The sequence below is a fragment of the Streptomyces sp. 147326 genome (genome assembly GCF_045000215.1).
Lineage (GTDB): Bacteria > Actinomycetota > Actinomycetes > Streptomycetales > Streptomycetaceae > Streptomyces.
In genome coordinates, this window is the sequence record NZ_CP134201.1 from 5,639,153 (window position 1) to 5,662,986 (window position 23,834).

Sequence of the window (23,834 nt, forward strand, 5' to 3'; positions counted from 1 at the left end):
GGCTGCCCGCGCACGCCGCGTACGGCGACCTCACCGGGAGCCTGCTCAGACCGTGACGGACTCCGCGGCGCGCTGCGCGGCGAGCGCGGCCACGTCGTCCAGTACGCCGGCCAGGTCCCCGGTGAGCGCCTCGGGGGCCTCGAAGCCCTCGGGCCCGATCAGCTTGGGGATGTCGGGGACGGCGACGGAGCGCTCGGCGGGCAGCATGCCGAGGCGGGTGAGCACCGGCAGCAGCATCTCTGCGGCCGGAACGCCGCCGGTGGGGCCGGCGCTGTAGCTGACGAGGCCGACCGCCTTGCCCTTCCACTCGTTGTAGAGGAAGTCGATGGCGTTCTTGAAGGGCGCGCTGAAGCCGCCGTTGTACATCGGCAGGACGAAGAGGAAGGCGTCGGCCGAGTCGACCAGGGCGCTCCAGTCGCGGGTGTGCTGGTGGGCGTAGTTGCCGGTCGAGGCGTATTCGGGTTCGTCGAGGAAGGGCAGCGCGATCTCGGCGAGGTCGACGGGGGTGACCTCGAAGCCGCCGTGCGCGCGGGCCTGCTCCGTGACCCAGCGGGCGAGGGGGCGGCCGGAGGAGGTGGGGCGGGTTGCGGCGGAGATGACGTGCAGGCGGGTCATGGAATGGTCTCCCGGTCGGTGCGGTTGTTGATGTGTCACCTATAAAAGCGGGAGTGTGTGTGACGTGTCAACCAGATAGGTGATGTGTCACCGACCTGGCTAGAGTGGATGCATGACCCCCGCATCCGAGCCGCCCCGCTGGCTCACGGATCCCGAACAGGACGCCTGGTACGCGTGGCGGCGCATGTTCCCGCTGGTCAACGCGGAGATCGCGCGCGACCTCAGCCAGGACAGCGGGCTCTCCGAGGCCGACTACGACGTCCTGTCGGTGCTCGGCTCCACGGACGGCCACCGCATGCGGATCACGGCACTGGCCGAACTGATGCAGTGGTCCCGCAGCAGGCTGTCCCACCAGCTCACCCGCATGGAGAAGCGCGGCATCGTCCGCCGGGAGGAGGTGGCCACGGACGGCCGGGGCGCGGAGGTCGTCCTCACCGGCACGGGCGTGGCCACGATCACGGAGGCGGCCCCCCTCCACGTGGAGTCGGTCCGCCGCCACCTGATCGACGTCCTGACCCCGGACCAGCTCCGCACCCTGGCCGAGGTCGGCGAACTCCTGCGCGAACGCAAGGGCGCCAAGCGCAAGACCTGAGCCCCGCCGGCCCGGCCGCTCGCCCCTACGGGCGCCAGGGCACGCGGTGTTCCGCCGGGTGGGCCAGGACCGAGTGGTTGGCCTCCCACCCGTCCGGACTGTATTCGTCTGCCGCCTCCGGCGGCGTGCCGGACTCCGTCCGGCGAGCGGCGGGGCTTCGGGCCTGCCGCTCGTCCTTACGGGCGCCAGGGCACGCGGTGTTCCGCCAGGTGGGCCAGGACCGAGTGGTTCGCCTCCCACCCCTCGGAAAACAGGATCACCATGTAGCTTGGTGTGAGCAGAGGAGCTACAGGGGGGAACGACATGCTGAACAAGCCGTCACCTGGCAGCCGCGTCCTCAAGATGCGGCGCATCAGCCGAGACTCTGAAGACAGTTCTGCCCTGGCGCGGCAGGCTGAGGCACTGGATGGCGCGGTTGCCGAAGGCCGGTACGACGCCGTGGGGGATGTAGAGGACTCGTTCGTGTCGGGTGCGGTCCGCCCTGAAGAGCGGCCCAGCCTCGGCAAGTGGATGCGTGAGCCGCTCTGGTACGAGTGGGACGCGATCATGGTCACTTCCCTCGACCGGATCACTCGGAATCAGACCCACTGGGAGATGTTTGCCGACAAGTGCTACCAGGGAGGAAAGGACGTCATCTGTCTCGATGACCCTTCCTTGGACATCACCCCCGGCCACGGCCGGATGATCGCCTACATCAAGGCAACGCAAGCGCAGGAGTACCGGGAAGCCATCGTGCAGAAACGCCGGAATCAGACTCAGTACTATCGTGATGAATCCCTGTGGGGTGGCGGGACTTGGCCCTTCGGTTACCGACCGGTGCTGACGGAATACCAGGGCAGGCAGCGCTACAAGCTGGTTATCGACCCGGTGACGGGGCCCCTGATCCGTGAGGCGTACGAGCGAATCGGCGTCCAGGGGTGGAGCATGAGCCGCCTCTGTGAGGACTGGAACAAGCGGGGTGTCCTCACGTCGCAGGATTACCAGCGGAGCGTGAACGCAGGCGAGAAGAAGGCTGGCGTCAAGACAGCCATCAAGGGAACTCGGTGGACCACTGCCACCTTGGGGAAGATCCTGAAGAAGCCCATCCTTCAAGGAATCGCCATGCACAAGGGTGAGCCGCTTCTCCGTGATGGGATTCCTGTGCGATGGGCAGACCCAATCCTCGGCGAAGATGAATTTGCCAAGTTGCAGGTGGCCGTTACCGCCCTCGGCCAGCATCGTGCGGGCATCAAGTCCAATGCATCTCCCATGACGGGCGTTCTCCACTGTCCGTGCGGAAAGAAGATGTACGAGAACAGCTCGGTCGGAAAGCTGAACACGGGAGAGATTCGGTCCCACAAGTACTTCCGCTGTTCCTCATGGTCCAACGGCAGGGCGTGTGAGTTCTCCGTCTCCTGGCCTCAGGATCAGCTCTACGCCATGGCGGAACATGCGTTCCTTGCCAAGTTGGGTGAAGAGGAAATCATGGAACGTCAGTACGTTCCGGGTAGGGACAACAGGAAGCAGATCAAGGAGCTTGAGCGCGCCATCGACAATCTGTCGCAATCAATCGCCTTGGCCGCTTCTCCTGCCGTGATTTCTTCCCTGACCGGCACGATGGAGCGGCATGCGGCCAATCTCGAAGCGCTGACGGCTGAACCCTTCGTGCCGGGGCGGTGGGAGGTCACCAGCACCGGCCAGACCTACGCCGAGAAGTGGTCCAAAATGACAGGCTGGAAGGAGCAGGGGCCCTTCCTTCGTGAAGCTGGCTTTCGGCTCTTCGTCTGGGGGCACCCCAAGGAAAAGGGGCGAGATATGGCTGTCTATGTCATCTCGCCGCACGATGTCGCCGAGAGGGCAAGTGGTGCTCTGGCTGGATCTGTTGAGCCGATTGACGAAGAAGCTTGGAATCTTGAAGCATTGAAGATCTTCAAGGAAGTCTTGGATGTGGAGATTGGCCGGTTGAGGGTCAGCACCTCTTAACTGAAGACCTGGGTCCCCTGTTTAGGCAGGGGACCCACTTCAGTACTACTTAGATACTAGTAGTAGATATATAACCAACCGCATAAATAATGTACGTGTCCTCTTTGGGTATCCGGGACGGCATGCAAGCTAAGTGAGATGGGGATCACATGGGCAAGGTGGAAATCACCGTGGATTGGCGCCGGGCCTGAACCGTCTCGGGGCGCAAGGGCCCGAGAAGGCGCCTGAAGGCCCCCTGGCGGCTTTGTGGGACCCAGTCCTTCTTCCTCTTGGGCGGCACACGGGAGGTCCGCAGGGTGGCTTGCAGCCTCCCTGAAACCCGTACATGACCAGAGGAAGGCTCTCCGTGCGGTTCTCGTCCAGATCGGGCCATGTGTTACCCCGGGGTGGTAGCGCGCTGTGACGACCTGCCGCAGTCTCGGAAACCATGGTTTGCGGGACGGTTGGCCGTGGGGCTCCAAGCCGCCCTGGGCCGTGTTCAAAACGCATCTCAAAACGTGCTCAGAACTCTTGATGTTGTGAGACCAGTTGTGAGACGGTCTGGTCATGACGACGAACGCCAAGGCCACCGGTCCCCTCATCGGCTACGCCCGGGTCTCGACTGACGATCAGGAGACACAGCTACAGATAGACGCGCTGAACGCTGCGGGCTGCTCCCGGATCTTCATCGACAAGGCGTCTGGGAAGAACACTGAGCGCCCGGAACTCGTAGCAGCACTGGACTACCTCCGTAGTGGAGACAGTCTCTGCGTGTGGAAGCTGGACCGCTTCGCACGGTCACTCATCGACCTCGTGACCCTGGTGGACGGACTCAGTCAGCGTGGCATCGGTTTCAAGGTGATCACTGGCGCCCTGGCCAACATCGACCCCGGCACTGCGGACGGCCGGCTCATGCTTCAGGTGGTTGGCGCCATGGCGGAGTTTGAACGATCCCTCATCAAGGAGCGGACGAAGGCCGGACTGGAAGCGGCCAAGGCTCAAGGTCGGACCGGTGGCCGCCCCACTGTCATTACTGACGACAAGCTCACCGTGGCCAAGGTCCGGAAGGCCAAGGGGGAGAGCGTCAGTGCCATTGCCAAGGCTCTCGGAGTGTCCAGGGCAACCCTCTACAGGCACCTTGGGGAACCTTAGGTGCGGGTCACCCGTGCATGGTCGGTAGCCACCCGGCGGAACAGCTCGTGGCCCGTCCGGCCTGAGTGCCGCAAGGCCCAGTCCTGGGCGGTCTCCTGCTCTTCCTGCGGACCGGAGTCGGCTCCACAGCCAACGGCGGTGCAGAAGACCTCCCAAGTGACTCCGCCCTCGGGAGCGTGGCGAATGGAGTGCTCGACGTATCGGAAGGTGGTGCGCATCACCGGGCAGCCTGACCGTGCGGATGCTGACGGATCTCTACGTTGCAGTCCACCACTCCGGAGAAGTCCCGCAGCTGGTAGTACTCCGTCCGCTGTTTGGCCAGGGCGGCGCACACGGCGCAGTTGGGAGCCGGTTTGGGGTCAGGCTTAGGGAAGGGATCGCGTTGCGGAACCTGGCGCCACTGCCTTGTCGTTGTGCCACTCATGCTGCACCCCATCCACGTCGCCCACTGGTGCCGGTGATCGTCCCGCCGATCACCGGCACGGCCTAGTGTGATTCCTAGTGCGAAGTGGCCTCATCAGTAGGGAATTTGGCCGTCTAGTGGCACCTGTAGTGGCAGGGTGGGGGCATGGACGTAGGGCAGCTGATCAGGGACCTGCGGAAGGCTCGCGGATGGAGCCAAGGGCGGCTAGCTTCTGAGATCAACAAGGCGCACGGGACAGCACTCTCACGGGAGTACGTCAGCAACTGGGAGCGTTCAAAGATCCGGCCCGGCGGCTTCTACCTCGCTGCACTGTCTGGCGCTTTGGATGTGCCCCTAGCTGTCCTGGAAGGTGAAGTGGACCGACGTCAGTTCCTCACCGATGTTGCGGGAGCTTCCATAGCTCCTGTGGTTGCCTCGGATCTCCTGTCCAAGGGATTCACTGCCCGGCTGCAAGGTGGCCCGACAGCGGACGTCTGGGAAGGCAAGCTGGCGACCTACGGCACCGAGTACATGTCCCTGGGAGCGGCTGACATCCAGCGCCGCGTGTCCGCCGAACTAGTCGTCGTCCAGCAGCAACTGGAGAACCCTCGGCTGTGGTCTGTCGCTTCCCGCCTCATGACCTTGTACGCCAAGACCTTTCCGGGATCGGACGGATCGAAGGCGGTGCACTGGTACCGCATGGCCGCGAAGGCCGCAGACGAGTCCGGAGACGACGAGGCGAGAGTGTGGGTCCGAGGCCGGGCGGCCATCGCTCTGGGCTATGAAGGTGCTTCCCTGGGCGTTGCCGACGTGCTTGCCGATCAGGCCCTGGCCATAGGGGGGCATCCCTCCCTGGGGTTGCTCAACGCTGTGATGGGCAAGGCCCACGCCGCAGCACTCCGAGGTGACCGGGACTCGGCTCTGAAGCTTGCCGACCATGGCCGGCGCATCTTCGACGGAGCAGGCTCGTACGAACAGACCTCGGACTACGCCGTTCCCTGGTGGCGGATGAACGTCTTCCTGTCACTGCTGCTGGCCCGACTCGGTGACGAGAAGGGAGCCGTCAACGCACAGGAGGAAGCCCTTCGGGACCTACCCGAAACGCTTCCTCGCTTCCGTACTCACCTGGAGATCCATCGGGGTCTGATGCTGGCTCGGTCCGGTGACCGTGCGGGAGGGGTGGCGTATGCGCAGGCTGCCTTGGCTGCTCTGCCACCCGAGAAGCACTCCCTGACGCTGCGGATGCTCATGGATGAAGTGACCGGGCACTGAGGGCACCCGTAGCCCTATGGCCGCCATGAGACACGGTGGTTGGACCAGAAATCCCACGTGGACATCATCGCCTCCCAGCCGTCCGGGAACTTCACCGTCACGCCCAGCTGGACCGGTTCCGTAGAGGGGTGGTCGTCCAGGAGTTCCGCTATGCCCGCCCGGGCCACCACCACGCACGCGTGCCGGTGCCGGGAGGCCAGGACGCACAGGCGGCCCGTCTCCAGGTGGAAGGCCGTCGCGTCCGGGCGGCCCGACAGGGGGTGGAGGACCACCGTGAGGTCGTACTCGCGGCCCTGGAGGCGGTTCGCGGTGTCCACCGTGACCCCCGTGACCCCGAGCGCGGCCAGCGCCGCCCGGACGGCGGCCGCCTGGTCGCGGTGGGCGGTGCCGACCGCGATCCGGTCGGCCGTCAGCGGGGACGGGCCCTCGGACTGCTCGTCGGAGGTCACCGCCCCGCGGTCCAGGGCGCGGCGGACCACCAGGGCCACCGCCCCGACGGCCTCCGGGTCGGTGCGCGGGGTGTGCCGCGCGGGCAGCTCCAGCAGCCCCCAGCCCGCCTCGGCGGCCTCGTCCAGCACCCGGTCCGGGCCCGACCCGTCCGAGGGGACCCCGTACGACAGCCGCCGCTCGCCCGGGCCCGTACCGCTGCGGAACTGCGTGTACGGGTAGAACGCCCGGGAGACCAGCGGCGCCGCCGTGGCCGGGAGCCGCCAGGACACCGGCAGCCGGTGCTGCGGCAGCTGCGGATTGTGCGCGAGCAGGGTGCTCACCGCCGACGCGGAGGGGTCGTAGGACAGGCCCGCCCACTGCTCCGCACCGACCACGCTGAAGGGGTCCAGCTGCCCCGGGTCGCCCACGAACAGCGCCCGCTCGAACAGCCCGGCCACGGCCAGCAGTGCGTCAGAACGCATCTGGTACGCCTCGTCGACGATGGCGTGCTGCCAGGGCTCGACGTCCTTGACGAAGGCCCACTTCGCCGCCGTGGAGATGGTGACCGGCAGCTCCGCGAGGTCCCCCGGCTTGGCCGAGAGGGTCACCGAGGGCAGCTCCCGCAGCGCCGGGTCGTACGCGTCGCCCTCGCTGCTGTGCAGCCGGCCGACCCGCAGCTCCGGATCCTTGTCGGCGAGCCGCAGCACCAGGTCGTCGACCTGGGCGTTGGTCTGCGCCACCACCATCAGCCGGCGCCCGGCCGCGGCCAGCTCCCGGGCCGCCCGCACCACGAGCGTGGACTTGCCGGCTCCCGGCGGGGAGTCGACGACCACGCCCCGCTCGGCCCCGTGCAGGGTGTCCCGCAGGATCGCGGCGGTCGCCTCGGCGGCAGCGGCCCCGGGGTCGAAGGATGCGGTCGCGGTCACAGCAGGTCCTCGTCGGTCACGGCGTCGGGCAGGGGAACGGCGCTCAGGTGCCCCGGCGGGCCGCCGTGGGTCCACGGGGTCTGCTCGGGCTCCGGGAGCTTCGGGCCGCCGCGCGCGTCGTGCTCGAAGAGCGTCCAGCACAGCCGGTCGCCCTTCTCCGGCACCGAGCCCGGCTCCGGCTCCCGGCCGCGGCCCATCTTGTCGAGGAGCCGCAGCACCAGCCGCCCGTCCTCCTCGAAGCGTACGAACTGCGCGCTCTGCGGGCGACCGTCCAGCGAACGGAACACCTTCCCGCCGCCCCCTTCCGCGAGCTGCGGCCGGTCTTCCGTGGCCACCGTCACCAGCGGGCGCGGGCTCGGCCTCTTCGACTCCGTCCACTCCATCACCACCTCGGTGACCTCGCCGGCGAAGGCCTCGCCCGCCAGGCGCCGGCCCGCCATGACGAGGGGGTCGTCCAGCGCCTCCTGCGCGTCGAGCCGCACCTGCTCGGTCTCCCGCGTGGCCAGCTTCTGGGCCGCCGTCACCGCGTCGTCGCGGCGTGGCTGCGGCGGCTCGCCCGCCCGTACGCGGTCCCGGTGGCCGGTGTACGACCAGCGGTCGCGCGTCCAGCGCTCCTCCGCGCGCTCGCCCGGCGGCAGGGCGCGCAGCAGGTCGATCGCCTCCCACGTCGCCCACCAGGTGTCCGCCATCTGGTCCACGACCAGCCGGCGCACGGCCTCCCCGGCCTTGCGGACCTCTTCGGCCCTGCGCACCTCGCGGTCGTCGTCCCCGGCCCCGGCGGCCAGGGCCGCGCGCGCCGCGTCGTAGCGGGCGATCGCCGGGGCCAGCAACTTGTTGTCGAAGGCCGGGTCGGTGGCCGGACCGGCCGGCGGGCACAGCAGCCGGCCGTCCCGGTCGCGGCCCAGCTCCGCCCGGAGCGCCGCCTCGGCCCCCGAGAGGCCCTCCGGCGGGTCGATCCAGCCCAGCAGCGCGCCCAGGTGCTGGTCCTCCAGATTGCTCTGGCCGGTCGCCCAGTGCCGGGACAGCAGGTCCGTCGCCGACAGCAGCATCGAGGAGCCGGGCACCCGGGAGCGCTCGGCGAGGTGGGTGAACCAGCGGCCCAGCATCGGCACCTGCGAGGGCGCCGGATACGGATTCTCAGGCTCCTCCTCGGCGGTGCGCCGGAACCGCATCGACCGCCCCAGCAGCCGCACGTACTCGATGCCCGCCCGGCTCGGCACGATCAGCTGCGGCGCGTCCACGCACAGCTCGGTCTCCACCTTGACCCGCTTGCCCGTCTCCGGGTCGGTCTCGCTGCGCTCGGCCGGCTCCACGGCGTCCGCGTACGCGTCGATGTGGGCCAGCACGGGGACCGCCAGGTCCGCGAGGAACGCCCAGCGCAGGTCCCGGTCGCGGGGCTGGGGTATCACGAACACCTGCGGCTCGTGCCGGTCCGTGCCGACCAGCGCGCCCAGCGGAGCCCCGGCCTCACCGGCCGTGGTCAGCGGTACGAAGACCATCGGGCGCTCGCTCAGGTGGCGGTGCCGTACGGTCGCGAGCGGCTGGGCGCGGCCCGCCCGTACGGCCTGCAGCCGGGCCAGCGTGTTCAGCAGGCTCATGCGACGACCCCCGCCGCCGACTCGAGCGCCTCGGCGCGCAGCCGGGCCGCGCGGTGCAGGGCGGCTGCGGTCGGATCCTCGGCGCAGCCGGCCCCGGCCGCCGCCGTGAGGGCCTCCTCGACGGTGGTGAGCGCGCCCAGCTCGCCCCGTACGGAACGGCCCAGCGCGGTCACCGCCCCCGCGGTGCGGGCCCGGTCCCGGCAGTGGAAGGCCAGCTCGCAGGCGGCCAGGCACTCGGGGGCGTAGGCGGCGTCGACGGCGGACACCGCCTCGACGAGTTCCTCGGTGGTCCGGGTCGCCGGGTCGAAGCTGAGGCCCTCGGGCAGCGCCGCGGCCAGCTCCTCGACCCGGGTCAGCCGGTCCAGCTGGCGCCGGGTCACGGAGCGCTCGCGACGGATGTCGACGGGGGAGGCGGTGGGCAGGTTGGAGAAGTCCTTCGGGCAGACCAGCAGCACGGTGTGCCCGACCTCGGCGCCCGCCAGTTTCCCGGCGGTCTTCTCCAGCGCCAGCACGTACACGGCGGCCTGGCGGGCGGCGGCGCCCACCTTCGCGGCGTCCGCGGACCCGTCGATCATCGGGAACGACTTGATCTCCACGACGGTCCAGCGGCCGTCGGGATGCACGACCACGGCGTCCGGCTCCAGGTAGGCCGGGGAGCCGGCCACCTCCAGGGCCAGCATCGGGTGGTCCAGCAGGGTCCACGCCCGCGCCGCGGTGGCCTCGCGCAGGGCGAGCGCGGTGCGGGCGGCGCGGCCCTCGGGCCCGGCGGCGGTGAGGTCGGGGACGTGGGCGCCCGCGCCGGGGGGCTCGGCGGCCGGGTCGAGGTGCGCGTGGACCAGCCGCAGCAGCTCGGCCCCGCCGTCGCCCTTGACCTTGGCCTCGAAGGAGTTCCCGCGGACTATGGCGAACTGCGACTGCCCGAAGGCGGCGGGCGAGCCGAGGGCGGTGGCGAGGGCGTTCTTGTCCACGCCGGCGCCGTCGAGCAGGGCCCGTCTGCCACAGCCGGGATTGGCGGCGAGGGCCGCCAGCGCCCGGGCGTCGAGCGGACGGGGCGGCACGGCCGGGCCGCGCAGGCCGGCGAGCCGCTGCCGCAGTGTGGTCGGCTGCGCGGGACTGCTGGGCGGGTAGGAGCTCACGGGCGGAAGTGTCCCATCCGCCACTGACAATCGTGGACTTAGCGCGGAAACCGGCGTCGGGGGGTGGGCGGGGTCCCCCGTTGTTCGTGTGATGGATGATGGACGGACGATTTGAATGGCAGCGAATGGCCGTGAATGGCCGTGAATGGCCGGAAAACGCATGAACGCGCACGAATTCGTATGAAACGGGAGTACCCCATGGCCCCCCGCATCCTGCTGGCCCGCCACGGCCAGACGGCGTGGTCCCAGCTCGGCAAGCACACCGGACGCACGGACGTGCCCCTGCTGGAGGAGGGCAAGCGGGGGGCGAAGCTGCTCGGCGAGCGGCTGGCCCGCGACCCGTGGAACAGCCTGCCCGGCACCGAGGTCCGCACCAGTCCGCTGGCCCGCGCGAGCGAGAGCTGCGACCTGGCGGGCTTCGGGGTCCGGGCGGAGCCGTGGGACGCCCTGATGGAGTGGGACTACGGCGACTACGAGGGCATGACCCCGGCCGAGATCCAGGCGATCCGGCCCGGCTGGCTGATCTGGCGCGACGGGGTCCCGGGCGGCGAGTCCGTCGCCGACGTCGCGGCGCGCGCGGACGAGGTGGTCGCCTGGGCCCGCTCGGCGGAGCGCGACGTCCTGGTCTTCGCCCACGGCCACATCCTGCGCACCCTCGCCGCTCGCTGGCTCGGCTTCGAAGCCTCCTTCGGCGCCCGCATCCGCCTGGAACCCACCTCCCTCTCGGTCCTCGGCTGGGCCTACGGCGCCCCCGCCCTGGAACGCTGGAACGACACCGGACACCTCGACGCGTAGGGGGTGTCCCTCGGAGCCGAAACCCGGAGGACGCGCCGCACGCGCTGTGACAGCATCCGTGCCATGACCAACCCGCGCCCCGGCGACTACGCGATCATCGCGATGTACTCCGTACGCGACGACGCCTGGTACCTGGAGCTGGAACTCGTCGCCGAACAGCGGAGCCTGTTGACCGCGGTCGTCCCCGACGAGGACCCGGCGCGGGAGCCGACGGTGTGTTTCGACCCCCACGGGCGGCGCGGCGACATCCCGTACGACGTCATGCGCTGGTTCATGGACCAGGTCGACGAGGAAGTCCGTACGTCCCGCGCCTGGATGAGGCTGCGGCCCGAACTCGTCGAGATCGTCCACCGGTTGCGCCAGGAGCACCTGGGCTTCATCGACGACGAGGACTTTCCCGGCGTCCTGGCGGAGGTTCGCGACGCCGTCCCGGAGGCCGATGTGTCCGTCGTCCTGGCGGCTGCCTGCGGCCTGAGACCGGACGGTACTCCCGTGGGTGGCGCGGACGGCTTGCCGCCGTTGGGAGACGGCCGGGAATCCGCCTGAAAGGCGTCCATCGCAAGGGGGCCGGGGGGCGGGCTCCGCCGGTTCGGGTGGGGCCGGGCGCGCGCCGGGGCGTCTCCTCGGGCGCCGAACGTGGCGGGGGGTCGCAGGGCCGAGGGGATTGCGTTCGGCGCCCTGCGGGGAGCGCCCCGGCACACAGCCGTCCCGTCACGCACCCCTCCCGTCACCGCCGGCGGGTGCCGGGTTCAGCCTCGCCGGCGTTTGAGGCGCGGGGTCCGGGGCGGAGCCCCAGCAGTGGCGCCGCACCGCTAAAAGACTGCCACCGCAAGGGAGTTGAGCCATCGGGCGGCGGGGAGGATGGGGTCATGACGATTACCTCCGTGGTGCTGCGGCGGCGCGTGGACGATCTCGGTCCGGCCCTGGACTTCTACGTACGGCTGACCGGCCAGCCGGCGACCCGGTTCGGGTTCGCCGGCCTGGACCTGGCGAGCGTCGGGCCGTTCCTGCTGTTCAGCGGGCCCGACGCGATCGCCGATCGGTTCGCGGGAGTGGCCGCCACCCTCTCCGTGGCCGACCTGGACGCGGCGGTCGCGCACTGCGCCGCGTCCGGGGGCGAGGTGATCGCCGCACCCGCCCCCACGCCCAACGGGCGCCGCGCGGTGGTGCGCCACCCCGATGGCGGGGTCTACGAGTACCTCGGCGGCTGACCCGGCTGACCGGCGGGGTCAGACCGCCGCGTGCCTCGTCAGGAAGGCCCCCACCCGGGGAGAGCGCTGATGCGGAACGAGCGCGCCCGCCGTCTCCGAGAGCATCGACCGGACCCGCGTGGACTGGACCTCGGTCAGCAGGTCCAGCACCCGGCCGCCGGCCCAGGCGGCCTCGTCCGGGGCGCCCGCGCGGGCCAGGTTGCCGGCCAGTTCGGCCGTGTAGAGGGCGACGTTCCGGGCGAAGTGCGGATCCTGGAGGTCGGCGGCGCGGCGGGCGTGCCGGGCCGCGCGGGCGTGTTCCCCGAGCGCCGCCCAGCACCGCGCCTCAAGGGACTCCAGCTCCGCCTCGCCGAAGAAGGACATCCACTCGGGGTCGGCGTCCGCCTCGCCCCGGGAGAACTCCGTATGGGCCCGGGTCAGCGCCTCCTCGCAGGCCTTGCGGTCGGCCAGCCCCGCCCAGCCGCCGGCCTCCCGCAGGGCGAGCAGTGACAGCAGCCGCGGGGAACCGAGGGAGCGCGCGGCCCGGCGGCCCGCCTGGGCCGCCCGTACCGCCTCGCGGGAGCGGCCGCAGTCCCGGGCCAGGAAGGCCATGTTGCTGAAGGCGTGCGCCTCCAGGCCCGCGTCCCGCGCGACCCGGGCCGTCGCCAGGGCCTCCGCGTAGTGCGAGCGGGCGTCGTCGAAGCGGCCGGAGTCGTGGGCCAGCCAGCCGACCGAGACGGCCAGTTCGCCGGCGCCCGCGTGCAGCCGGTCCTCGGTGGACTGCCGGGTGGCCCCCGCGTCGAGCAGGGCGTAGGCGGTGCGCAGGGGCTCGGCGGCCCTGCGGTACAGGGCGTCGGCCCCGTGCCGGTCGTCCAGCAGGCGGATCTGGCGTACCGCGTCCTCGACGGCGGCCGCCTCGGACTCGCCGGCGCGGGAGGGGAGCCGGCGGGTGTCGCCGAGCAGAGTGAGGCTGAGCGTCGCGGCCGCCACGGTCGCGGAGCCGCCCGCCATGAACGCGCGACGCAGCACGTCGCTCTCCTTGGCACTGGAAGGGGAACGGTGGGTGGGGACGGTGGTGAGGGGATCGCGCTGCGCCGATCGCCCGCGCACGCTCGCGCGCGGGGAGAATCCCAGGTCGGCCAGGGCGCGGCCGGGAAACATGTGGAGGAAGACCCGCTCGTACGCGTAGTTGGGACAGCGGATCTCGCCGGACTCGACCCGGCCGATGTAGCGCGCGTCGCAGGAAACCGTTTCTCCGATCTCCTTCGCCGCCCGGCGCACCAGGGCTGCGAACTCGGCCGGGGAGTGCTGCCCGCGCAGCCGCCGGAACGTGGAGTTGGGTGAGTGGGGGAACGCCGCCATGGACGTGACCTCTCTGGCAAGGACCGCAGCGCCGGTGCTGTGACGTGTGAGAGTGGGGCCCGGCGCGCATGAACGTACCGCCAGCGCCGGGGTGTTCATGCGATGTTTGCCTACAAAACGGATATCTCACCCGCGATCCGCCATGAACTGCCATCCTTTGCAGCGTCTTGCCGCCGCACCCGTTGACGTTCCCGTGCGTTGAACCCATGCGGATACGGATCGAGGAGGGGTTCCCTTGGTGGAGGGCGGCATGGAGAGCACTGGAACGAACACCGCGTCCGAGCCCGGCACGGCCCCGGACCTCGATCTGGACCTGGTGACCGTGCCCACGCGGCAGGGTCTGGAGGCGGTGGACATCATCCGCCGCGCCGCCAGCCAGGCCGGCGGGGTCGGACCCGTCCTGCACGACGGCTCCGGCGACACCCTCGGATTCCTCGTCCCGCCCGGCACCGCCGACGCCTGGGACCTGCCGGGCAGCGCCTGTACGCAGACCAACGGGCGCGGGATGCGCTTCGGCGACGCGGCCTCGCCCACCGCGGGCTCCACCGGCTGGCTGCTCCCGCCGGAGGCCGTCGGGCCGGTCACCGACCCCGCGGTGCTGCGCGCGGCGCTCGGCGAGGCAGCCCGGCTGATCGAGGCCGCGGACAACTGCCGCTGACCCCTCCCCGGCTGCCGCCCGGCACAATGGGGTGGTGGCAGGCAAGGACAGGAACAAGGGCAAGCAGCGCGGACGCGGCAGCGCCGAGGCGGTCACCGGACAGGTGGACGGCGGCCGGGCGGAGCTGGAGCCGGACCGCGAGCGCGCCGCCGCCTGGACCCTGCTGATCGACGGGGCCCCGCAGTCCCACGTGGACCTGGACGACCCCGGGTACCTGGACTTCGCCTACCAGCGGAGGATCGGCCACCTGATCGACCTCGTCGCGCCCGCCCGGCAGCCCCTGAACGTGGTGCACCTGGGCGGCGGCGCCTTCACCCTCGCCCGCTACACGGCCGCCTCCCGCCCCCGCTCGACGCAGCAGATCGTGGAGATCGACGCCGCACTGGTCGCCTTCGTACGGGAACACCTGCCGCTGGACCCGCAGGCGCGGGTCCGGGTCCGCGCGGTGGACGCCCGGGCGGGCCTGGCGAAGGTGCCGGACGGCTGGGCGGACCTGGTGATCGCGGACGTGTTCAGCGGGGCGCGCACCCCGGCGCACCTGACGAGCACCGAGTTCCTGGACGACGTACGGCGGGCCCTCACGCCCACCGGGTGGTACGTGGCCAACCTCGCGGACGGTCCGCCGCTGACCCACCTGCGGAGCCAGATCGCGACGGCCGCGTCCCGGTTCACGGAGCTGGCGCTGGCCGCGGACCCGGTGGTGTGGCGGGGGAAACGATTCGGCAATGCCGTCCTGGTGGCGTCCGACCGTGAGCTGCCCGTCGCGGAATTCACCCGCCGGGTCGCGAGCGACCCCCACCCGGGCCGGGTCGAGCACGGCCGGGCACTGGCCGATTTCGCGGGCGGCGCGGCTCCTGTAGCCGACGCCTCCGCGGTGGCCTCGCCGCAGCCGCCGCCCTCGGTCTTCCGGTAGCCGCGCGAGCCCCTCGCGGCGCGGTGCTCCCGCGGGGTCGCGAACCGGTTCCGGATCCGCGACCACGCGGGGTCGCGGATCGGTTCCGGATACGCGCGGAATTCACCCGCCGGGTCGCGAGCGACCCCCACCCGGGCCGGGTCGAGCACGGCCGGGCACTGGCCGATTTCGCGGGCGGCGCGGCTCCTGTAGCCGACGCCTCCGCGGTGGCCTCGCCGCAGCCGCCGCCCTCGGTCTTCCGGTAGCCGCGCGAGCCCCTCGCGGCGCGGTGCTCCCGCGGGGTCGCGAACCGGTTCCGGATCCGCGACCACGCGGGGTCGCGGATCGGTTCCGGATACACCTTGTGCAGTTGCGGATAAAGATCCGTCGAGTACTCCCCGCGAGCGGCCGCCGTGCGTAGCCTGTGAACCCCTAGGAGGGCTTGCCCTCCTACGACGCGTTCAGGAGACGGCAAGGCAATGTCTGATTTCCCCGCAACCCCCGGTGCCCCCACCCCTGGCACCACCCCGAGCACCGCCGGCTCCGATTACACCCAGCGGCTGGCGCGCCTGGAGCAGTCCGGAATCAAGCGGCTGCTGCCCACGCAGGCTCCGTACCGCTGGAACCTGCAGCGGCTGAACCTGGGCCGGGTCCTCGACATCGGCTGCGGGCTGGGACGGAACCTGCTCAACTGCGGCCCGGACAGCGTCGGCGTCGACCACAACCCGCACTCGGTGCAGACCTGCCGCGAGCGCGGACTGAACGCCTACACCCCCGACGGGCTGGCCGCCGCCCCGGACTGCGGTCCCGGGTCCTTCGACAGCCTGCTGGTCGCGCACGTGCTGGAGCACGTGGAGGAGGACACGGCGGCGACGCTGCTGGAGCAGTACCTTCCGCTGGTCAAGCCGGGCGGCTCGGTCGTCATGATCACCCCGCAGGAGGTCGGTTTCCGGTCCGACGCCACCCACATCCGCTGGGTCGGCTTCGAGGAGCTGCGCAGCCACGCCGCCAAGGCCGGGATAGCGGTCCGACGGACCTACTCCTTCCCCTTCCCCCGGCCGATGGGCAAGGTCTTCCCGTACAACGAGTTCGTGCTGGTGGGCACGGTCCCGGCCTGAGGCTTCCCGCCCGGGCGGTCAGGCTCAGGGATCGACGATCTCCACCAGCGGCGGATGGTCGTGCCAGGTGCAGAACACCGACACCTCACGGCCGTCCCGGGTGAAGGTGACCCGGATCCAGAAATCCTGCTTCCACACCTGCATCCGCCAGCCGGCCGCCGGCGTCGCCGAAACCAGCTCGGCGGAGGACGCGCCCAGGGAGAAGACGACCCGGCCACCGGAGACCGGGTAGGCCTTCACCTTGCCCGGATCCTGCCCTTCCCCCTGCCCGTAGGGGGAGGGTGAGGCCGCGGGCTTCTGGGACGGCTTGCCGGGGGAGGCCCCGGCGGACGACGGCGCGGCCGGGGTCGGCGAGGCGGAGGGCGACGGGGACGCGGACTCCGCCGGGGCGTCCGGCGGCTGCGCGCGCTGCGTCGAGGAGGACAGCGGCTGAGTGGCGAGCGGCACCGCGAGCGGCGGATCGTAGGCCGTCCCCGACATGACACTGTGCACGCCCCACCACGACAGCGTCACCGCCGCCCCGGTCGCCAGCGTCCAAGCCATGGCATGAAGAAGTCCTCGTCGCATCAGGGCACATACTGCACCACCCGTCACAAGAGCAGCCCGACACCCCGCTGAGTCCCTCGAATGGACTACGGTGCGGGCCATGGCAAGTGTGCTCGTGGTCGAGGACGACCAGTTCGTACGTTCCGCCCTCATCCGGCACCTGACCGACGCCTCGCACACCGTGCGGAGCGTCGGCACGGCCCTGGAGGCCCTGCGCGAAGTCGCGCACCACCGCTTCGACGTGGTCATCCTCGACCTCGGGCTGCCCGACCTGGACGGGTCGGAAGCGCTCAAGATGCTGCGCGGCATCACCGACGTACCCGTGATCATCGCGACCGCGCGCGACGACGAGGCGGAGATCGTCCGGCTGCTCAACGACGGCGCCGACGACTACCTGACCAAACCCTTCTCCGTGGAGCACCTCTCCGCCCGCATGGCCGCCGTCCTGCGCCGCTCCCGGGCCGCCGCCGGGGCCGAACCCCCCTCGCGCGTCCTGCGCGTCGGCGGGCTCGCCATCGACCCGCTGCGCCGCCAGGCCGAGCTCGACGGGACCGTACTGGACCTCACCCGGCGGGAGTTCGACCTGCTGGCCTTCCTCGCCGGGCGGCCCGGGGTGGTCGTGGCCCGCCGCGAACTGCTCGCCGAGGTCTGGCAGCAGTCGTACGGGGACGACCAGACCATCGACGTCCACCTGTCCTGGCTGCGCCGCAAACTCGGCGAAACGGCCGCCCGCCCGCGGTACCTGCACACGCTGCGGGGTGTCGGCGTCAAGCTGGAGCCGCCGCAGTGATGCCCCGATGAGATGGGCCCTGGTCAAGGTGTGCCTCGCGGTCACGGCCATGGTGGTCGTGGCCTTCGCCGTACCCCTCGGGCTCGTCGTCCAGGAGATGGCCAGCGACCGGGCCTTCTCCAACGCCGAGCGGCAGGCCGCCACCATCGGGCCGACCCTGTCCATCACCACCGACCCGGTCCAGCTGCAGAAGGCGATGGAGTCCACGCAGATGGGCGCCGCCCGGCGGATGGCCGTCCACGTGCCCGCCATCGGCGACAGCGCCCCGGTGGAGATCGGCCAGGGCCGGGCGGGTGCGCACGCCGTCGCCGAGACCCGGCGGATCGGGCGGGCCACGACCGCCTCGGCGGCCGGCGGCGGCTCGGCGCTGCTCCAGCCGACCGCGCTCGGCTCCGGGGACATCGCGGTGGTGGAGATCTTCGTACCGGAGAGCGAGGTCAGCAACGGCGTCGCGACCGCCTGGCTGGTGCTCGCGGGCGTCGGGCTCGCGCTGATCGTGGGCTCGGTGGGCGTCGCCGACCGGCTCGGCGCCCGGCTCGTACGGCCGGCCGAGCGGCTCGCGGACGCCGCGCACCGGCTGGGCGAGGGCCGGCTCGGAGCGCGGGTGCCGGAGGTGGGGCCGAAGGAACTCCGCTCGGCGGCCGTCGCGTTCAACGCGATGGCGGACCAGGTGGTGGAACTCCTCGCCAATGAGCGGGAGCTGGCCGCCGACCTCTCGCACCGGCTGCGGACGCCGCTGACGGTGCTGCGGCTCAACACGGCCTCGCTCGGGGACGGCCCGGCCGCGGAACAGACCCGGGCCGCGGTGGAGCAGCTGGAGCGCGAGGTCGACACGATCATCCGTACGGCGCGGGAGCAGCGCCCGGCCACCGGCCTGGTCGGGGCGGGCGCGGGCTGCGACGCCTCCGAGGTGATCCGCGACCGGATGGACTTCTGGTCGGCGCTCGCGGAGGACGAGGGCCGCGAGGTGCGGCTCGCGGGAGTGGACCGTACGGTCCGGATCCCCGTGGCCCGTCCCGAGCTCGCCGCCGCCCTCGACGCCATGCTCGGCAACGTCTTCCGGCACACCCCCGAGGGCACCCCCTTCTCGGTGGACGTCCACGATGCCGGGGACGCCGTCATCGTGCTCGTCTCGGACGCGGGCCCCGGCATCGCCGACCCGGAGGCGGCCCTGCGCCGCGGAAACGACGGCGACCGCGACGGATCGACCGGCCTCGGCCTGGACATCGTGCGCCGCGTCGCGGAGTCGACGGGCGGCGACGTACGGCTGGGGCGCTCGGTGCTCGGCGGGACCGAGGTCCGGGTGTGGATCGGCCTGGACGGCCGGACCCTCGGCGGTCCGGGCGGCGGCGGGCGGGCGGGCCGGGGCCGGCGCGGCAACCGACGTAACCGGGGGCGCGCCTAGCGGGCGGCCCGTGCCCCCTCGGTACGGTCCGGGGCATGCGCGGAGGCCCCGCCGGAGGGCGGACTGCTGGGCCGGGCGCAGTACTGGTTCGCGTGCTTCTTCGCCATCGGCTGGACGGGTGTCTTCTGCGGCGGGCTCTTCTACCAGTTCGGGATGCGGGAGTAGCCGTGCCCGTTCTGCATCGTGCAGCGGATGTTCATGCTGCTGGCGGCGATGGGCGCGGCGTACACCCGAACCGGTACCAATTCCTCTACGACGTGGGGATCCTGGACTAGCCGGGCTCCCCCGGCCGATCGGAAGGAATCAGGCATGCGCTACGCAGTCCTCGGAACCGGGATCGTCGGCCGCACGCTGGCCGCCCGGCTCGCCTCCCTGGGCCACGAGGTGGTCATCGGCACCCGCGACCCCGCCGCGACCGCCGGGCGCGCCGAGTACGCCGAGTGGCAGGCGGGGCAGCCCGGGGTGCGGCTCGCCGGCTTCGCGGAGGCCGCGCGGGACGGCGACACCCTGGTCAACGCCACCGGCGGGCAGGTCAGCATCGCCGCGCTGACGGCGGCGGACGCCGCGCACCTGGACGGCAAGATCCTCGTCGACGTCGCGAACCCGCTGGACTTCTCGCGGGGCTTCCCGCCGAGCCTGGACCCGGTGGACACCGACAGCCTGGGCGAGCTGATCCAGCGCACCTTCCCGGGGCTGCGGGTGGTCAAGACGCTCAACACGATGAACTGCCTGGTCATGGTCGATCCGGGCCGGGTCGCCGGGGAGCACCACGTCTTCCTCTCGGGGGAGGACGCGGACGCGAAGAAGGCCGTACGGGAGCTGCTCCACTCCTTCGGCTGGCCGGAGCCGAGCATCCTCGACCTCGGGGGCATCGAGACGGCCCGGGGCGCCGAGATGCTGCTGCCCGTATGGCTCCGGCTGATGGGCTCGCTCGGGCACACGGACTTCAACTTCCACATCCAGGGGGCGTCTTCGGACTGAGAGGTCCGGACCCGTCGGGCCCCGCACGGACGGGGGCGCATATGTTGCCGTGCCCCCGGGCCGCGCCGAGGGTGGGCGTGACGGAAGGAGCCACGCATGAGAGTCATGCTCAGGGCGCACTTTGACACGGCCGCCACCAACGAGGGCATCAAGACCGGCTCGCTGCCCCAGGCGGTGAAGACGCTGATGGACAAGGTGAAGCCGGAGGCGGCCTACTTCGGTCTGCACGAGGGCGTCCGCTCCTGCTGGATCGTCTTCGACCTGGACGACAGCTCGCGGATGCCGGCGCTGATGGAGGACCTGTTCCTGCAGTTCAACGCCGAGCTCGAGGTCGGCCCCGTCATGAACGCCGAGGACCTGGCGAAGGGCCTGGCGGCGATGCAGTCCTCCCCGTCCTGACGAGGTCCGACACGACGGGGGCCGACCTCGCGCCCTAGTGGGGCGCGAGGTCGCCGTGCGGGCCGAGGTCCTCGTGCGGGCCGAGGTCCTGGCGCAGGCCCGTACCGGTTCTTCCCGCAAGCGAGAGGGCCAGTACGGCGGAGGCGGCCGCCGCGGCGCACGCGACGGCGAAGGCCGCCCGATGGCCGTAGGCGCTCGCCAGCGGCCCCGCAACGGCCGCGGCCAGCGCCTGGCCGAGGATCAGCCCACTGCCGACCACGGTCATGGCCTCGCCCATTCGCTCCGCCGGGCCGGCCCGTTCCACCAGGCCGAACAGCGCGATCAGGTGGGGCGCCACGGCCAGTCCGATGCCCGCGACGGCGAAGGCGGCTCCCCACAGTCCCGACACCGCCGGCAACGGCAGGGTGAGCACCGCCTGGACGGCGATCGTCCACCGCAGGCGTACGGTCAGGTCCGCCGATCCGGGCCGGGAGACCGTGACGAAGCCGGCGAGGGAGCTGGTCACGGCCATGGCCGCCCACACCAGCCCGGCCGCGCCTGCATTGCCGACCGATTCGGCGAGCGCGTTGACGCCGGTGTTCGCCCCGCTCCAGGCGGCCCCCTGCAGCACCGCCAGCGCGAAGAGCAGGCCCAGCCCGGGCGACCAGAGCCGTACACCGGGCCGCGCGCCGCGGGCGGCGACCGCCGGGCCCGGAGCCGCGACCGCCGGGCCCGGAGCCGTCGGATGCAGGGCGAACAGCGTGCCGAACAGCAGGATCAGCGCGGCGGCGAGGACGAGCGCCGAGGCGGGATGCACCGTGACGGCCAGGATGCCGGCCAGCGCGGGGCCGACCATGAATCCGACCTCGTCCAGGGTGGTGTCGACGGACAGGGCGGACCCGAGCACCTTCTTGTCCCCGCCGGCCAGCCGTGCCCAACGGGCCCTGGCCAGCGGGCCGATCTGGGGCACGGTGAGCCCGGCCGCGACGGCCAGCGCCATGCGGGCGGCCAGCGGCAGCCCGCCGAGGACGGCCGCGACGAGGGCGAGGAGGACGGCGGAGTTCGCGGCGCAGGCGACGAGCAGGACGGGGCGGTGCCCGCGCCGGTCGGCGAGCCGGCCGATGACGGGGCCGCCGAGGGCCTGGCCGAGCCAGAGCGCCGCGGCGACGGCGCCGGCGGCGCCGATGCCGTCGCGGGCGTTGATGAGCAGGAGCGTTCCGATGGGGCAGAGCGCGGCGGGGAGCCGGGCGAGGAACGCGTAGAGGGGGAGGGCGGTACCGCCGAGTGCGAACACCCGGCGGAAGCCGCCGGGCGCGGACGTGGGTGCGGACGTGGGTACGGACGCGGACGTGGGTGCGGACGTGGGTGCGGACGCGGACGTGGGGGTGGGCTGGGACACGGACAACCTCCGACCGCACGCCGACCCTCCCGTTTCTCCGGCGCGCGCTGTTGCCCGTTGAGCGGGACCGTAGTGCCGGAACGCCCCCTTCGGAAGCCCTCGGGGACCCGGCGGCGGAGCGGCCGGTCGAGGGGCGTGTCCGGCCGGCCGACCGTCAGCCGTCTTCCCCGGAGGTGAGCCGTTTGGCCTGGGCGCGGCCGACCTCGGCGGCGCGGTGCAGGTAGTCGGCGATCACGTTGAGCTCGGCGTCGGAGTAGCTCTCCAGTACGGCGCCGAAGGCGCGGCCGGGGGTGTCCCATGCCGCCCCGATCCGCTCGCGGGCCTCGGGGGAGAGGGAGACGAGGGAGCGGCGGCGGTCGTTCGGGTCGGCGTGCCGCTGGACGATGCCGGCCTTGACCATCCGGTCGACGAGGCGGGTGGCGGAACCGGAGGTCAGGCCGGTGAGGCGGGCGATGTCGCCGGTGCTGACGGGTTCGGGCTCCATGTCGAGGAGGGCGACGCACTGCATGTCGGTGGGGTGGAGGCCCACGTGATCGGCCATCGCCTGGTTGAAGAGGGAGTAGTCGGCGTAATGCCGCTGGCTCTCGGTGACGATGCGCGCGAGCAGCTCGGCCCGGCTCCATTCCGCACCACCCGTACGAGTGGGATCGGTTGACATCGGCTCCTCCGTGCTTCAAATTTATCTGTGTGACGCAGAGAATGTGTCGCACAGAATCTGTGCCACGTGTGGATTCTATCCCCAACTCCAGATGAGGAACCAGTCATGTCGATTCTCGTCACCGGCGGCCGCGGTGCGGTCGCCCGCGGCCTCTGCGCCCTCCTCGACGCCCACGGTGTCCCGTACCGCCTCGGCTCCCGGGAGCGGGGCACGCCCGGTGCGGTCCACTGCGACCTCACCGACCCGTCGACCTTCCCCGGCGCCCTCGCCGGTGTCCGCTCCGTCTTCCTCTATGCCGAGGCCGCCGGCATCGACGCCTTCGTCAAGGAGGCCGTCACCGCCGGGGTCGAGCACGCGGTGCTCCTGTCCTCCTCCTCGGTGCTCGCCCCGGACGCCGCCGGCAGCCCGCTGTCCGCGTCCCACCTCGCCGTAGAGCAGGCCCTGTCGGCCTCCCTGCTGCGCACCACCCTGCTGCGCCCGGGTTCCTTCGCGAGCAATGCCCAGGGCTGGGCCTGGTCCGTGAGGTCCGGCCGCCCGGTCCCTCTGCCCTACCCGGGCGCCCACTGTGACCCCGTCCACGAGGCCGACCTGGCCGAGGCGGCCTTCGCCGTGCTCACCGACCCCGCCCTCGCAGGCCGCGCCTACACCCTGACCGGCCCGCAGTCGCTGACCTTCGCGACCCAGCTCGCGATACTCGGCGACGCGCTCGGCCGGCCCATACCCTTCGAGACCGTTTCCGCCGAGCGGTGGAAGTCCGAGGCCGACGGCTACATACCCGGCGCCTACGCCGATGCCCTGCTCGACTTCTGGGCCGCCTCGGACGGCCTCCCGGTCGAGATCACCGACGCCGTGGAGCGCCTCACGGGCCACCCGGCCCGCACTTTCGAGACCTGGGTGAAGGATCACGCCGACGCATTCGCGGCCTGAGTGCGGCGGCGCCCGGCCTCAGGTGAGGGAGTCGATCCAGCGCTCCAGGCGGCGGGCCTCGGTGGTCATGAGCTCCGGGTCGCGGAAGGTGTTGGTGAGCAGTGAGATGCCCTGGTAGGCGGCGATCAGGGCGACCGCGAGCTCGCGCGCGTCGGCGCGGCCCATCTCCCGGAACTGTTGCTCGGCCCAGGCGAGCAGGGTCTGCATGACCGCGGCGATCGACTGGTCGAGCCCGTCGGCGCGCTTGTCGAGCTCCGAGGCGAGGGTGCCGGTGGGGCAGCCGTACTGGGCGGTGAGCTCGCGCTGTTCGACCCAGCCGTTCAGCAGGGCCTTCAGGCGGTCTTGGGGGGTGGGCAGTTCATCGAGGGCGCTGATCAGGCCCAGGAGGGTCTGCGCGTGTGCGTCGATCGCGGCCTCGACGAGCTGGTCCTTGGTCTTGAAGTAGTAGTAGACGTTGCCCACCGGGACCTCTGCCGCCTGGGCGATGTCCGCGAGCGTGGTCTGGGCGATGCCCTGGGTGTGGAGCACCTGGGCCGCGGCGGCCGCCAGGCGCTCCCGCTTGCCGGACGTACGCCGGGACTTCTTTGAGTCAGTCACCTGACTAACTATAGACGAGTGATCGGAAGGGAGCTATGGTCGTAACTAAGTCAGCCAACTAACTCACTCACAGG

24 protein-coding genes and 1 pseudogene are annotated in these 23,834 nt (G+C 71.6%); 16 read left to right on the top strand and 9 right to left on the bottom strand.

What is annotated here, in order from left to right; genetic code table 11:
* Positions 1 to 45: 45 nt before the first annotated feature.
* Positions 46 to 615, bottom strand: coding sequence for an NADPH-dependent FMN reductase (locus tag RIU97_RS25820; protein ID WP_404959970.1), 570 nt, complete (start codon positions 613 to 615; stop codon positions 46 to 48).
* A gap of 112 nt (positions 616 to 727) precedes the next feature.
* Between RIU97_RS25820 and RIU97_RS25825 the strand changes: the two genes are divergently transcribed.
* From RIU97_RS25825 to RIU97_RS25840, 4 genes are all read left to right on the top strand, one after another.
* Positions 728 to 1,207 carry a MarR family winged helix-turn-helix transcriptional regulator gene (locus RIU97_RS25825; protein ID WP_404959971.1) on the top strand — a complete coding sequence of 160 codons (480 nt, stop codon included), beginning with the start codon at positions 728 to 730 and terminating at the stop codon, positions 1,205 to 1,207.
* 303 nt (positions 1,208 to 1,510) lie between these two features.
* Positions 1,511 to 3,169, top strand: a complete 1,659-nt coding sequence (locus tag RIU97_RS25830; RefSeq protein ID WP_404959973.1) for a recombinase family protein — start codon at positions 1,511 to 1,513, stop codon at positions 3,167 to 3,169.
* Between the two features lie 546 nt (positions 3,170 to 3,715).
* Positions 3,716 to 4,300, top strand: a complete 585-nt coding sequence (locus RIU97_RS25835; protein WP_404959975.1) for a recombinase family protein — start codon at positions 3,716 to 3,718, stop codon at positions 4,298 to 4,300.
* A 568-nt stretch (positions 4,301 to 4,868) separates the two neighbouring features.
* A complete protein-coding gene (locus tag RIU97_RS25840; RefSeq protein ID WP_404959976.1) occupies positions 4,869 to 5,975 on the top strand; it encodes a helix-turn-helix domain-containing protein in 1,107 nt (368 codons plus the stop codon).
* Between the two features lie 14 nt (positions 5,976 to 5,989).
* Here the strand turns inward: RIU97_RS25840 and RIU97_RS25845 are convergent, their stop codons facing one another.
* The 3 genes from RIU97_RS25845 to RIU97_RS25855 are packed head-to-tail and all read right to left on the bottom strand — an operon-like array spanning position 5,990 to position 10,064.
* Positions 5,990 to 7,330: an AAA domain-containing protein gene (locus RIU97_RS25845; RefSeq protein WP_404959977.1), complete on the bottom strand. Its 1,341-nt coding sequence runs from the start codon at positions 7,328 to 7,330 to the stop codon at positions 5,990 to 5,992.
* Positions 7,327 to 8,928, bottom strand: coding sequence for a hypothetical protein (locus RIU97_RS25850; protein WP_404959978.1), 1,602 nt, complete (start codon positions 8,926 to 8,928; stop codon positions 7,327 to 7,329). Before RIU97_RS25850 ends, RIU97_RS25845 begins: the two co-directional genes overlap by 4 nt.
* On the bottom strand, positions 8,925 to 10,064 hold the full coding sequence (locus tag RIU97_RS25855) for a hypothetical protein (protein WP_404959979.1): 1,140 nt from the start codon (positions 10,062 to 10,064) through the stop codon (positions 8,925 to 8,927). The genes RIU97_RS25850 and RIU97_RS25855 overlap by 4 nt, the downstream gene beginning before the upstream one ends.
* A 198-nt stretch (positions 10,065 to 10,262) precedes the next feature.
* On the opposite strand from RIU97_RS25855, the gene RIU97_RS25860 reads away from it, so the two are divergent.
* From RIU97_RS25860 to RIU97_RS25870, 3 genes are all read left to right on the top strand, one after another.
* A complete protein-coding gene (locus RIU97_RS25860; RefSeq protein ID WP_404959980.1) occupies positions 10,263 to 10,859 on the top strand; it encodes a histidine phosphatase family protein in 597 nt (198 codons plus the stop codon).
* Between the two features lie 63 nt (positions 10,860 to 10,922).
* Positions 10,923 to 11,405, top strand: a complete 483-nt coding sequence (locus tag RIU97_RS25865; RefSeq protein ID WP_404959981.1) for a hypothetical protein — start codon at positions 10,923 to 10,925, stop codon at positions 11,403 to 11,405.
* A 323-nt stretch (positions 11,406 to 11,728) separates the two neighbouring features.
* A complete protein-coding gene (locus RIU97_RS25870) occupies positions 11,729 to 12,070 on the top strand; it encodes a VOC family protein (RefSeq protein WP_404959982.1) in 342 nt (113 codons plus the stop codon).
* Between the two features lie 18 nt (positions 12,071 to 12,088).
* Here RIU97_RS25870 and RIU97_RS25875 read toward each other — a convergent pair whose 3' ends face one another.
* On the bottom strand, positions 12,089 to 13,411 hold the full coding sequence (locus RIU97_RS25875) for a tetratricopeptide repeat protein (protein ID WP_404959983.1): 1,323 nt from the start codon (positions 13,409 to 13,411) through the stop codon (positions 12,089 to 12,091).
* A gap of 250 nt (positions 13,412 to 13,661) precedes the next feature.
* On the opposite strand from RIU97_RS25875, the gene RIU97_RS25880 reads away from it, so the two are divergent.
* The 4 genes and pseudogenes from RIU97_RS25880 to RIU97_RS25895 all read left to right on the top strand — a co-directional run bounded on the left by RIU97_RS25880 (position 13,662) and on the right by RIU97_RS25895 (position 16,079).
* The gene (locus tag RIU97_RS25880; RefSeq protein WP_404959984.1) at positions 13,662 to 14,069 is read left to right on the top strand and encodes a hypothetical protein; all 408 of its coding nucleotides are present in this window, start codon (positions 13,662 to 13,664) and stop codon (positions 14,067 to 14,069) included.
* Between the two features lie 34 nt (positions 14,070 to 14,103).
* The gene (locus RIU97_RS25885) at positions 14,104 to 14,982 is read left to right on the top strand and encodes a spermidine synthase (RefSeq protein WP_404959985.1); all 879 of its coding nucleotides are present in this window, start codon (positions 14,104 to 14,106) and stop codon (positions 14,980 to 14,982) included.
* Between the two features lie 95 nt (positions 14,983 to 15,077).
* Positions 15,078 to 15,227: pseudogene (locus RIU97_RS25890) on the top strand (spermine synthase); the annotation flags it as partial.
* A 213-nt stretch (positions 15,228 to 15,440) separates the two neighbouring features.
* On the top strand, positions 15,441 to 16,079 hold the full coding sequence (locus RIU97_RS25895; RefSeq protein WP_404959987.1) for a class I SAM-dependent methyltransferase: 639 nt from the start codon (positions 15,441 to 15,443) through the stop codon (positions 16,077 to 16,079).
* Between the two features lie 24 nt (positions 16,080 to 16,103).
* Here RIU97_RS25895 and RIU97_RS25900 read toward each other — a convergent pair whose 3' ends face one another.
* Complete coding sequence (locus RIU97_RS25900; protein ID WP_404959989.1) at positions 16,104 to 16,646, bottom strand: hypothetical protein; 543 nt, start codon at positions 16,644 to 16,646, stop codon at positions 16,104 to 16,106.
* A gap of 79 nt (positions 16,647 to 16,725) precedes the next feature.
* Here RIU97_RS25900 and RIU97_RS25905 point away from each other — a divergent pair, with 79 nt between their 5' ends.
* From RIU97_RS25905 to RIU97_RS25920, 4 genes are all read left to right on the top strand, one after another.
* Positions 16,726 to 17,415 carry a response regulator transcription factor gene (locus RIU97_RS25905; protein ID WP_361766617.1) on the top strand — a complete coding sequence of 230 codons (690 nt, stop codon included), beginning with the start codon at positions 16,726 to 16,728 and terminating at the stop codon, positions 17,413 to 17,415.
* A gap of 7 nt (positions 17,416 to 17,422) precedes the next feature.
* Positions 17,423 to 18,820: a sensor histidine kinase gene (locus RIU97_RS25910; protein ID WP_404959991.1), complete on the top strand. Its 1,398-nt coding sequence runs from the start codon at positions 17,423 to 17,425 to the stop codon at positions 18,818 to 18,820.
* 309 nt (positions 18,821 to 19,129) lie between these two features.
* Positions 19,130 to 19,801 carry an NADPH-dependent F420 reductase gene (locus RIU97_RS25915; protein ID WP_404959992.1) on the top strand — a complete coding sequence of 224 codons (672 nt, stop codon included), beginning with the start codon at positions 19,130 to 19,132 and terminating at the stop codon, positions 19,799 to 19,801.
* Positions 19,802 to 19,897: 96 nt separating this feature from the next.
* The gene (locus tag RIU97_RS25920; RefSeq protein WP_404959994.1) at positions 19,898 to 20,200 is read left to right on the top strand and encodes a hypothetical protein; all 303 of its coding nucleotides are present in this window, start codon (positions 19,898 to 19,900) and stop codon (positions 20,198 to 20,200) included.
* A gap of 34 nt (positions 20,201 to 20,234) precedes the next feature.
* Here the strand turns inward: RIU97_RS25920 and RIU97_RS25925 are convergent, their stop codons facing one another.
* Both RIU97_RS25925 and RIU97_RS25930 read right to left on the bottom strand, forming a co-directional pair.
* The gene (locus tag RIU97_RS25925; RefSeq protein WP_404959995.1) at positions 20,235 to 21,578 is read right to left on the bottom strand and encodes an MFS transporter; all 1,344 of its coding nucleotides are present in this window, start codon (positions 21,576 to 21,578) and stop codon (positions 20,235 to 20,237) included.
* A gap of 154 nt (positions 21,579 to 21,732) precedes the next feature.
* Positions 21,733 to 22,236: a MarR family winged helix-turn-helix transcriptional regulator gene (locus RIU97_RS25930; protein ID WP_404959996.1), complete on the bottom strand. Its 504-nt coding sequence runs from the start codon at positions 22,234 to 22,236 to the stop codon at positions 21,733 to 21,735.
* 105 nt (positions 22,237 to 22,341) lie between these two features.
* Here RIU97_RS25930 and RIU97_RS25935 point away from each other — a divergent pair, with 105 nt between their 5' ends.
* Positions 22,342 to 23,163, top strand: coding sequence for an NAD(P)H-binding protein (locus RIU97_RS25935; protein WP_404959997.1), 822 nt, complete (start codon positions 22,342 to 22,344; stop codon positions 23,161 to 23,163).
* Positions 23,164 to 23,181: 18 nt separating this feature from the next.
* Here the strand turns inward: RIU97_RS25935 and RIU97_RS25940 are convergent, their stop codons facing one another.
* Positions 23,182 to 23,760 carry a TetR/AcrR family transcriptional regulator gene (locus RIU97_RS25940; protein ID WP_404959998.1) on the bottom strand — a complete coding sequence of 193 codons (579 nt, stop codon included), beginning with the start codon at positions 23,758 to 23,760 and terminating at the stop codon, positions 23,182 to 23,184.
* Positions 23,761 to 23,834: the final 74 nt, after the last annotated feature.

What these genes read in the sequence shown, in the direction of transcription:
- RIU97_RS25820 (WP_404959970.1), bottom strand. Translation starts at nt 615, where the DNA reads ATGACCCGCCTGCACGTCATCTCCGCCGCAACCCGCCCCACCTCCTCC.
- RIU97_RS25825 (WP_404959971.1), top strand. Translation starts at nt 728, where the DNA reads ATGACCCCCGCATCCGAGCCGCCCCGCTGGCTCACGGATCCCGAACAG.
- RIU97_RS25830 (WP_404959973.1), top strand. Translation starts at nt 1,511, where the DNA reads ATGCTGAACAAGCCGTCACCTGGCAGCCGCGTCCTCAAGATGCGGCGC.
- RIU97_RS25835 (WP_404959975.1), top strand. Translation starts at nt 3,716, where the DNA reads ATGACGACGAACGCCAAGGCCACCGGTCCCCTCATCGGCTACGCCCGG.
- RIU97_RS25840 (WP_404959976.1), top strand. Translation starts at nt 4,869, where the DNA reads ATGGACGTAGGGCAGCTGATCAGGGACCTGCGGAAGGCTCGCGGATGG.
- RIU97_RS25850 (WP_404959978.1), bottom strand. Translation starts at nt 8,928, where the DNA reads ATGAGCCTGCTGAACACGCTGGCCCGGCTGCAGGCCGTACGGGCGGGC.
- RIU97_RS25860 (WP_404959980.1), top strand. Translation starts at nt 10,263, where the DNA reads ATGGCCCCCCGCATCCTGCTGGCCCGCCACGGCCAGACGGCGTGGTCC.
- RIU97_RS25865 (WP_404959981.1), top strand. Translation starts at nt 10,923, where the DNA reads ATGACCAACCCGCGCCCCGGCGACTACGCGATCATCGCGATGTACTCC.
- RIU97_RS25870 (WP_404959982.1), top strand. Translation starts at nt 11,729, where the DNA reads ATGACGATTACCTCCGTGGTGCTGCGGCGGCGCGTGGACGATCTCGGT.
- RIU97_RS25875 (WP_404959983.1), bottom strand. Translation starts at nt 13,411, where the DNA reads ATGGCGGCGTTCCCCCACTCACCCAACTCCACGTTCCGGCGGCTGCGC.
- RIU97_RS25880 (WP_404959984.1), top strand. Translation starts at nt 13,662, where the DNA reads ATGGAGAGCACTGGAACGAACACCGCGTCCGAGCCCGGCACGGCCCCG.
- RIU97_RS25895 (WP_404959987.1), top strand. Translation starts at nt 15,441, where the DNA reads ATGTCTGATTTCCCCGCAACCCCCGGTGCCCCCACCCCTGGCACCACC.
- RIU97_RS25900 (WP_404959989.1), bottom strand. Translation starts at nt 16,646, where the DNA reads ATGCGACGAGGACTTCTTCATGCCATGGCTTGGACGCTGGCGACCGGG.
- RIU97_RS25905 (WP_361766617.1), top strand. Translation starts at nt 16,726, where the DNA reads ATGGCAAGTGTGCTCGTGGTCGAGGACGACCAGTTCGTACGTTCCGCC.
- RIU97_RS25910 (WP_404959991.1), top strand. Translation starts at nt 17,423, where the DNA reads ATGAGATGGGCCCTGGTCAAGGTGTGCCTCGCGGTCACGGCCATGGTG.
- RIU97_RS25915 (WP_404959992.1), top strand. Translation starts at nt 19,130, where the DNA reads ATGCGCTACGCAGTCCTCGGAACCGGGATCGTCGGCCGCACGCTGGCC.
- RIU97_RS25920 (WP_404959994.1), top strand. Translation starts at nt 19,898, where the DNA reads ATGAGAGTCATGCTCAGGGCGCACTTTGACACGGCCGCCACCAACGAG.
- RIU97_RS25930 (WP_404959996.1), bottom strand. Translation starts at nt 22,236, where the DNA reads ATGTCAACCGATCCCACTCGTACGGGTGGTGCGGAATGGAGCCGGGCC.
- RIU97_RS25935 (WP_404959997.1), top strand. Translation starts at nt 22,342, where the DNA reads ATGTCGATTCTCGTCACCGGCGGCCGCGGTGCGGTCGCCCGCGGCCTC.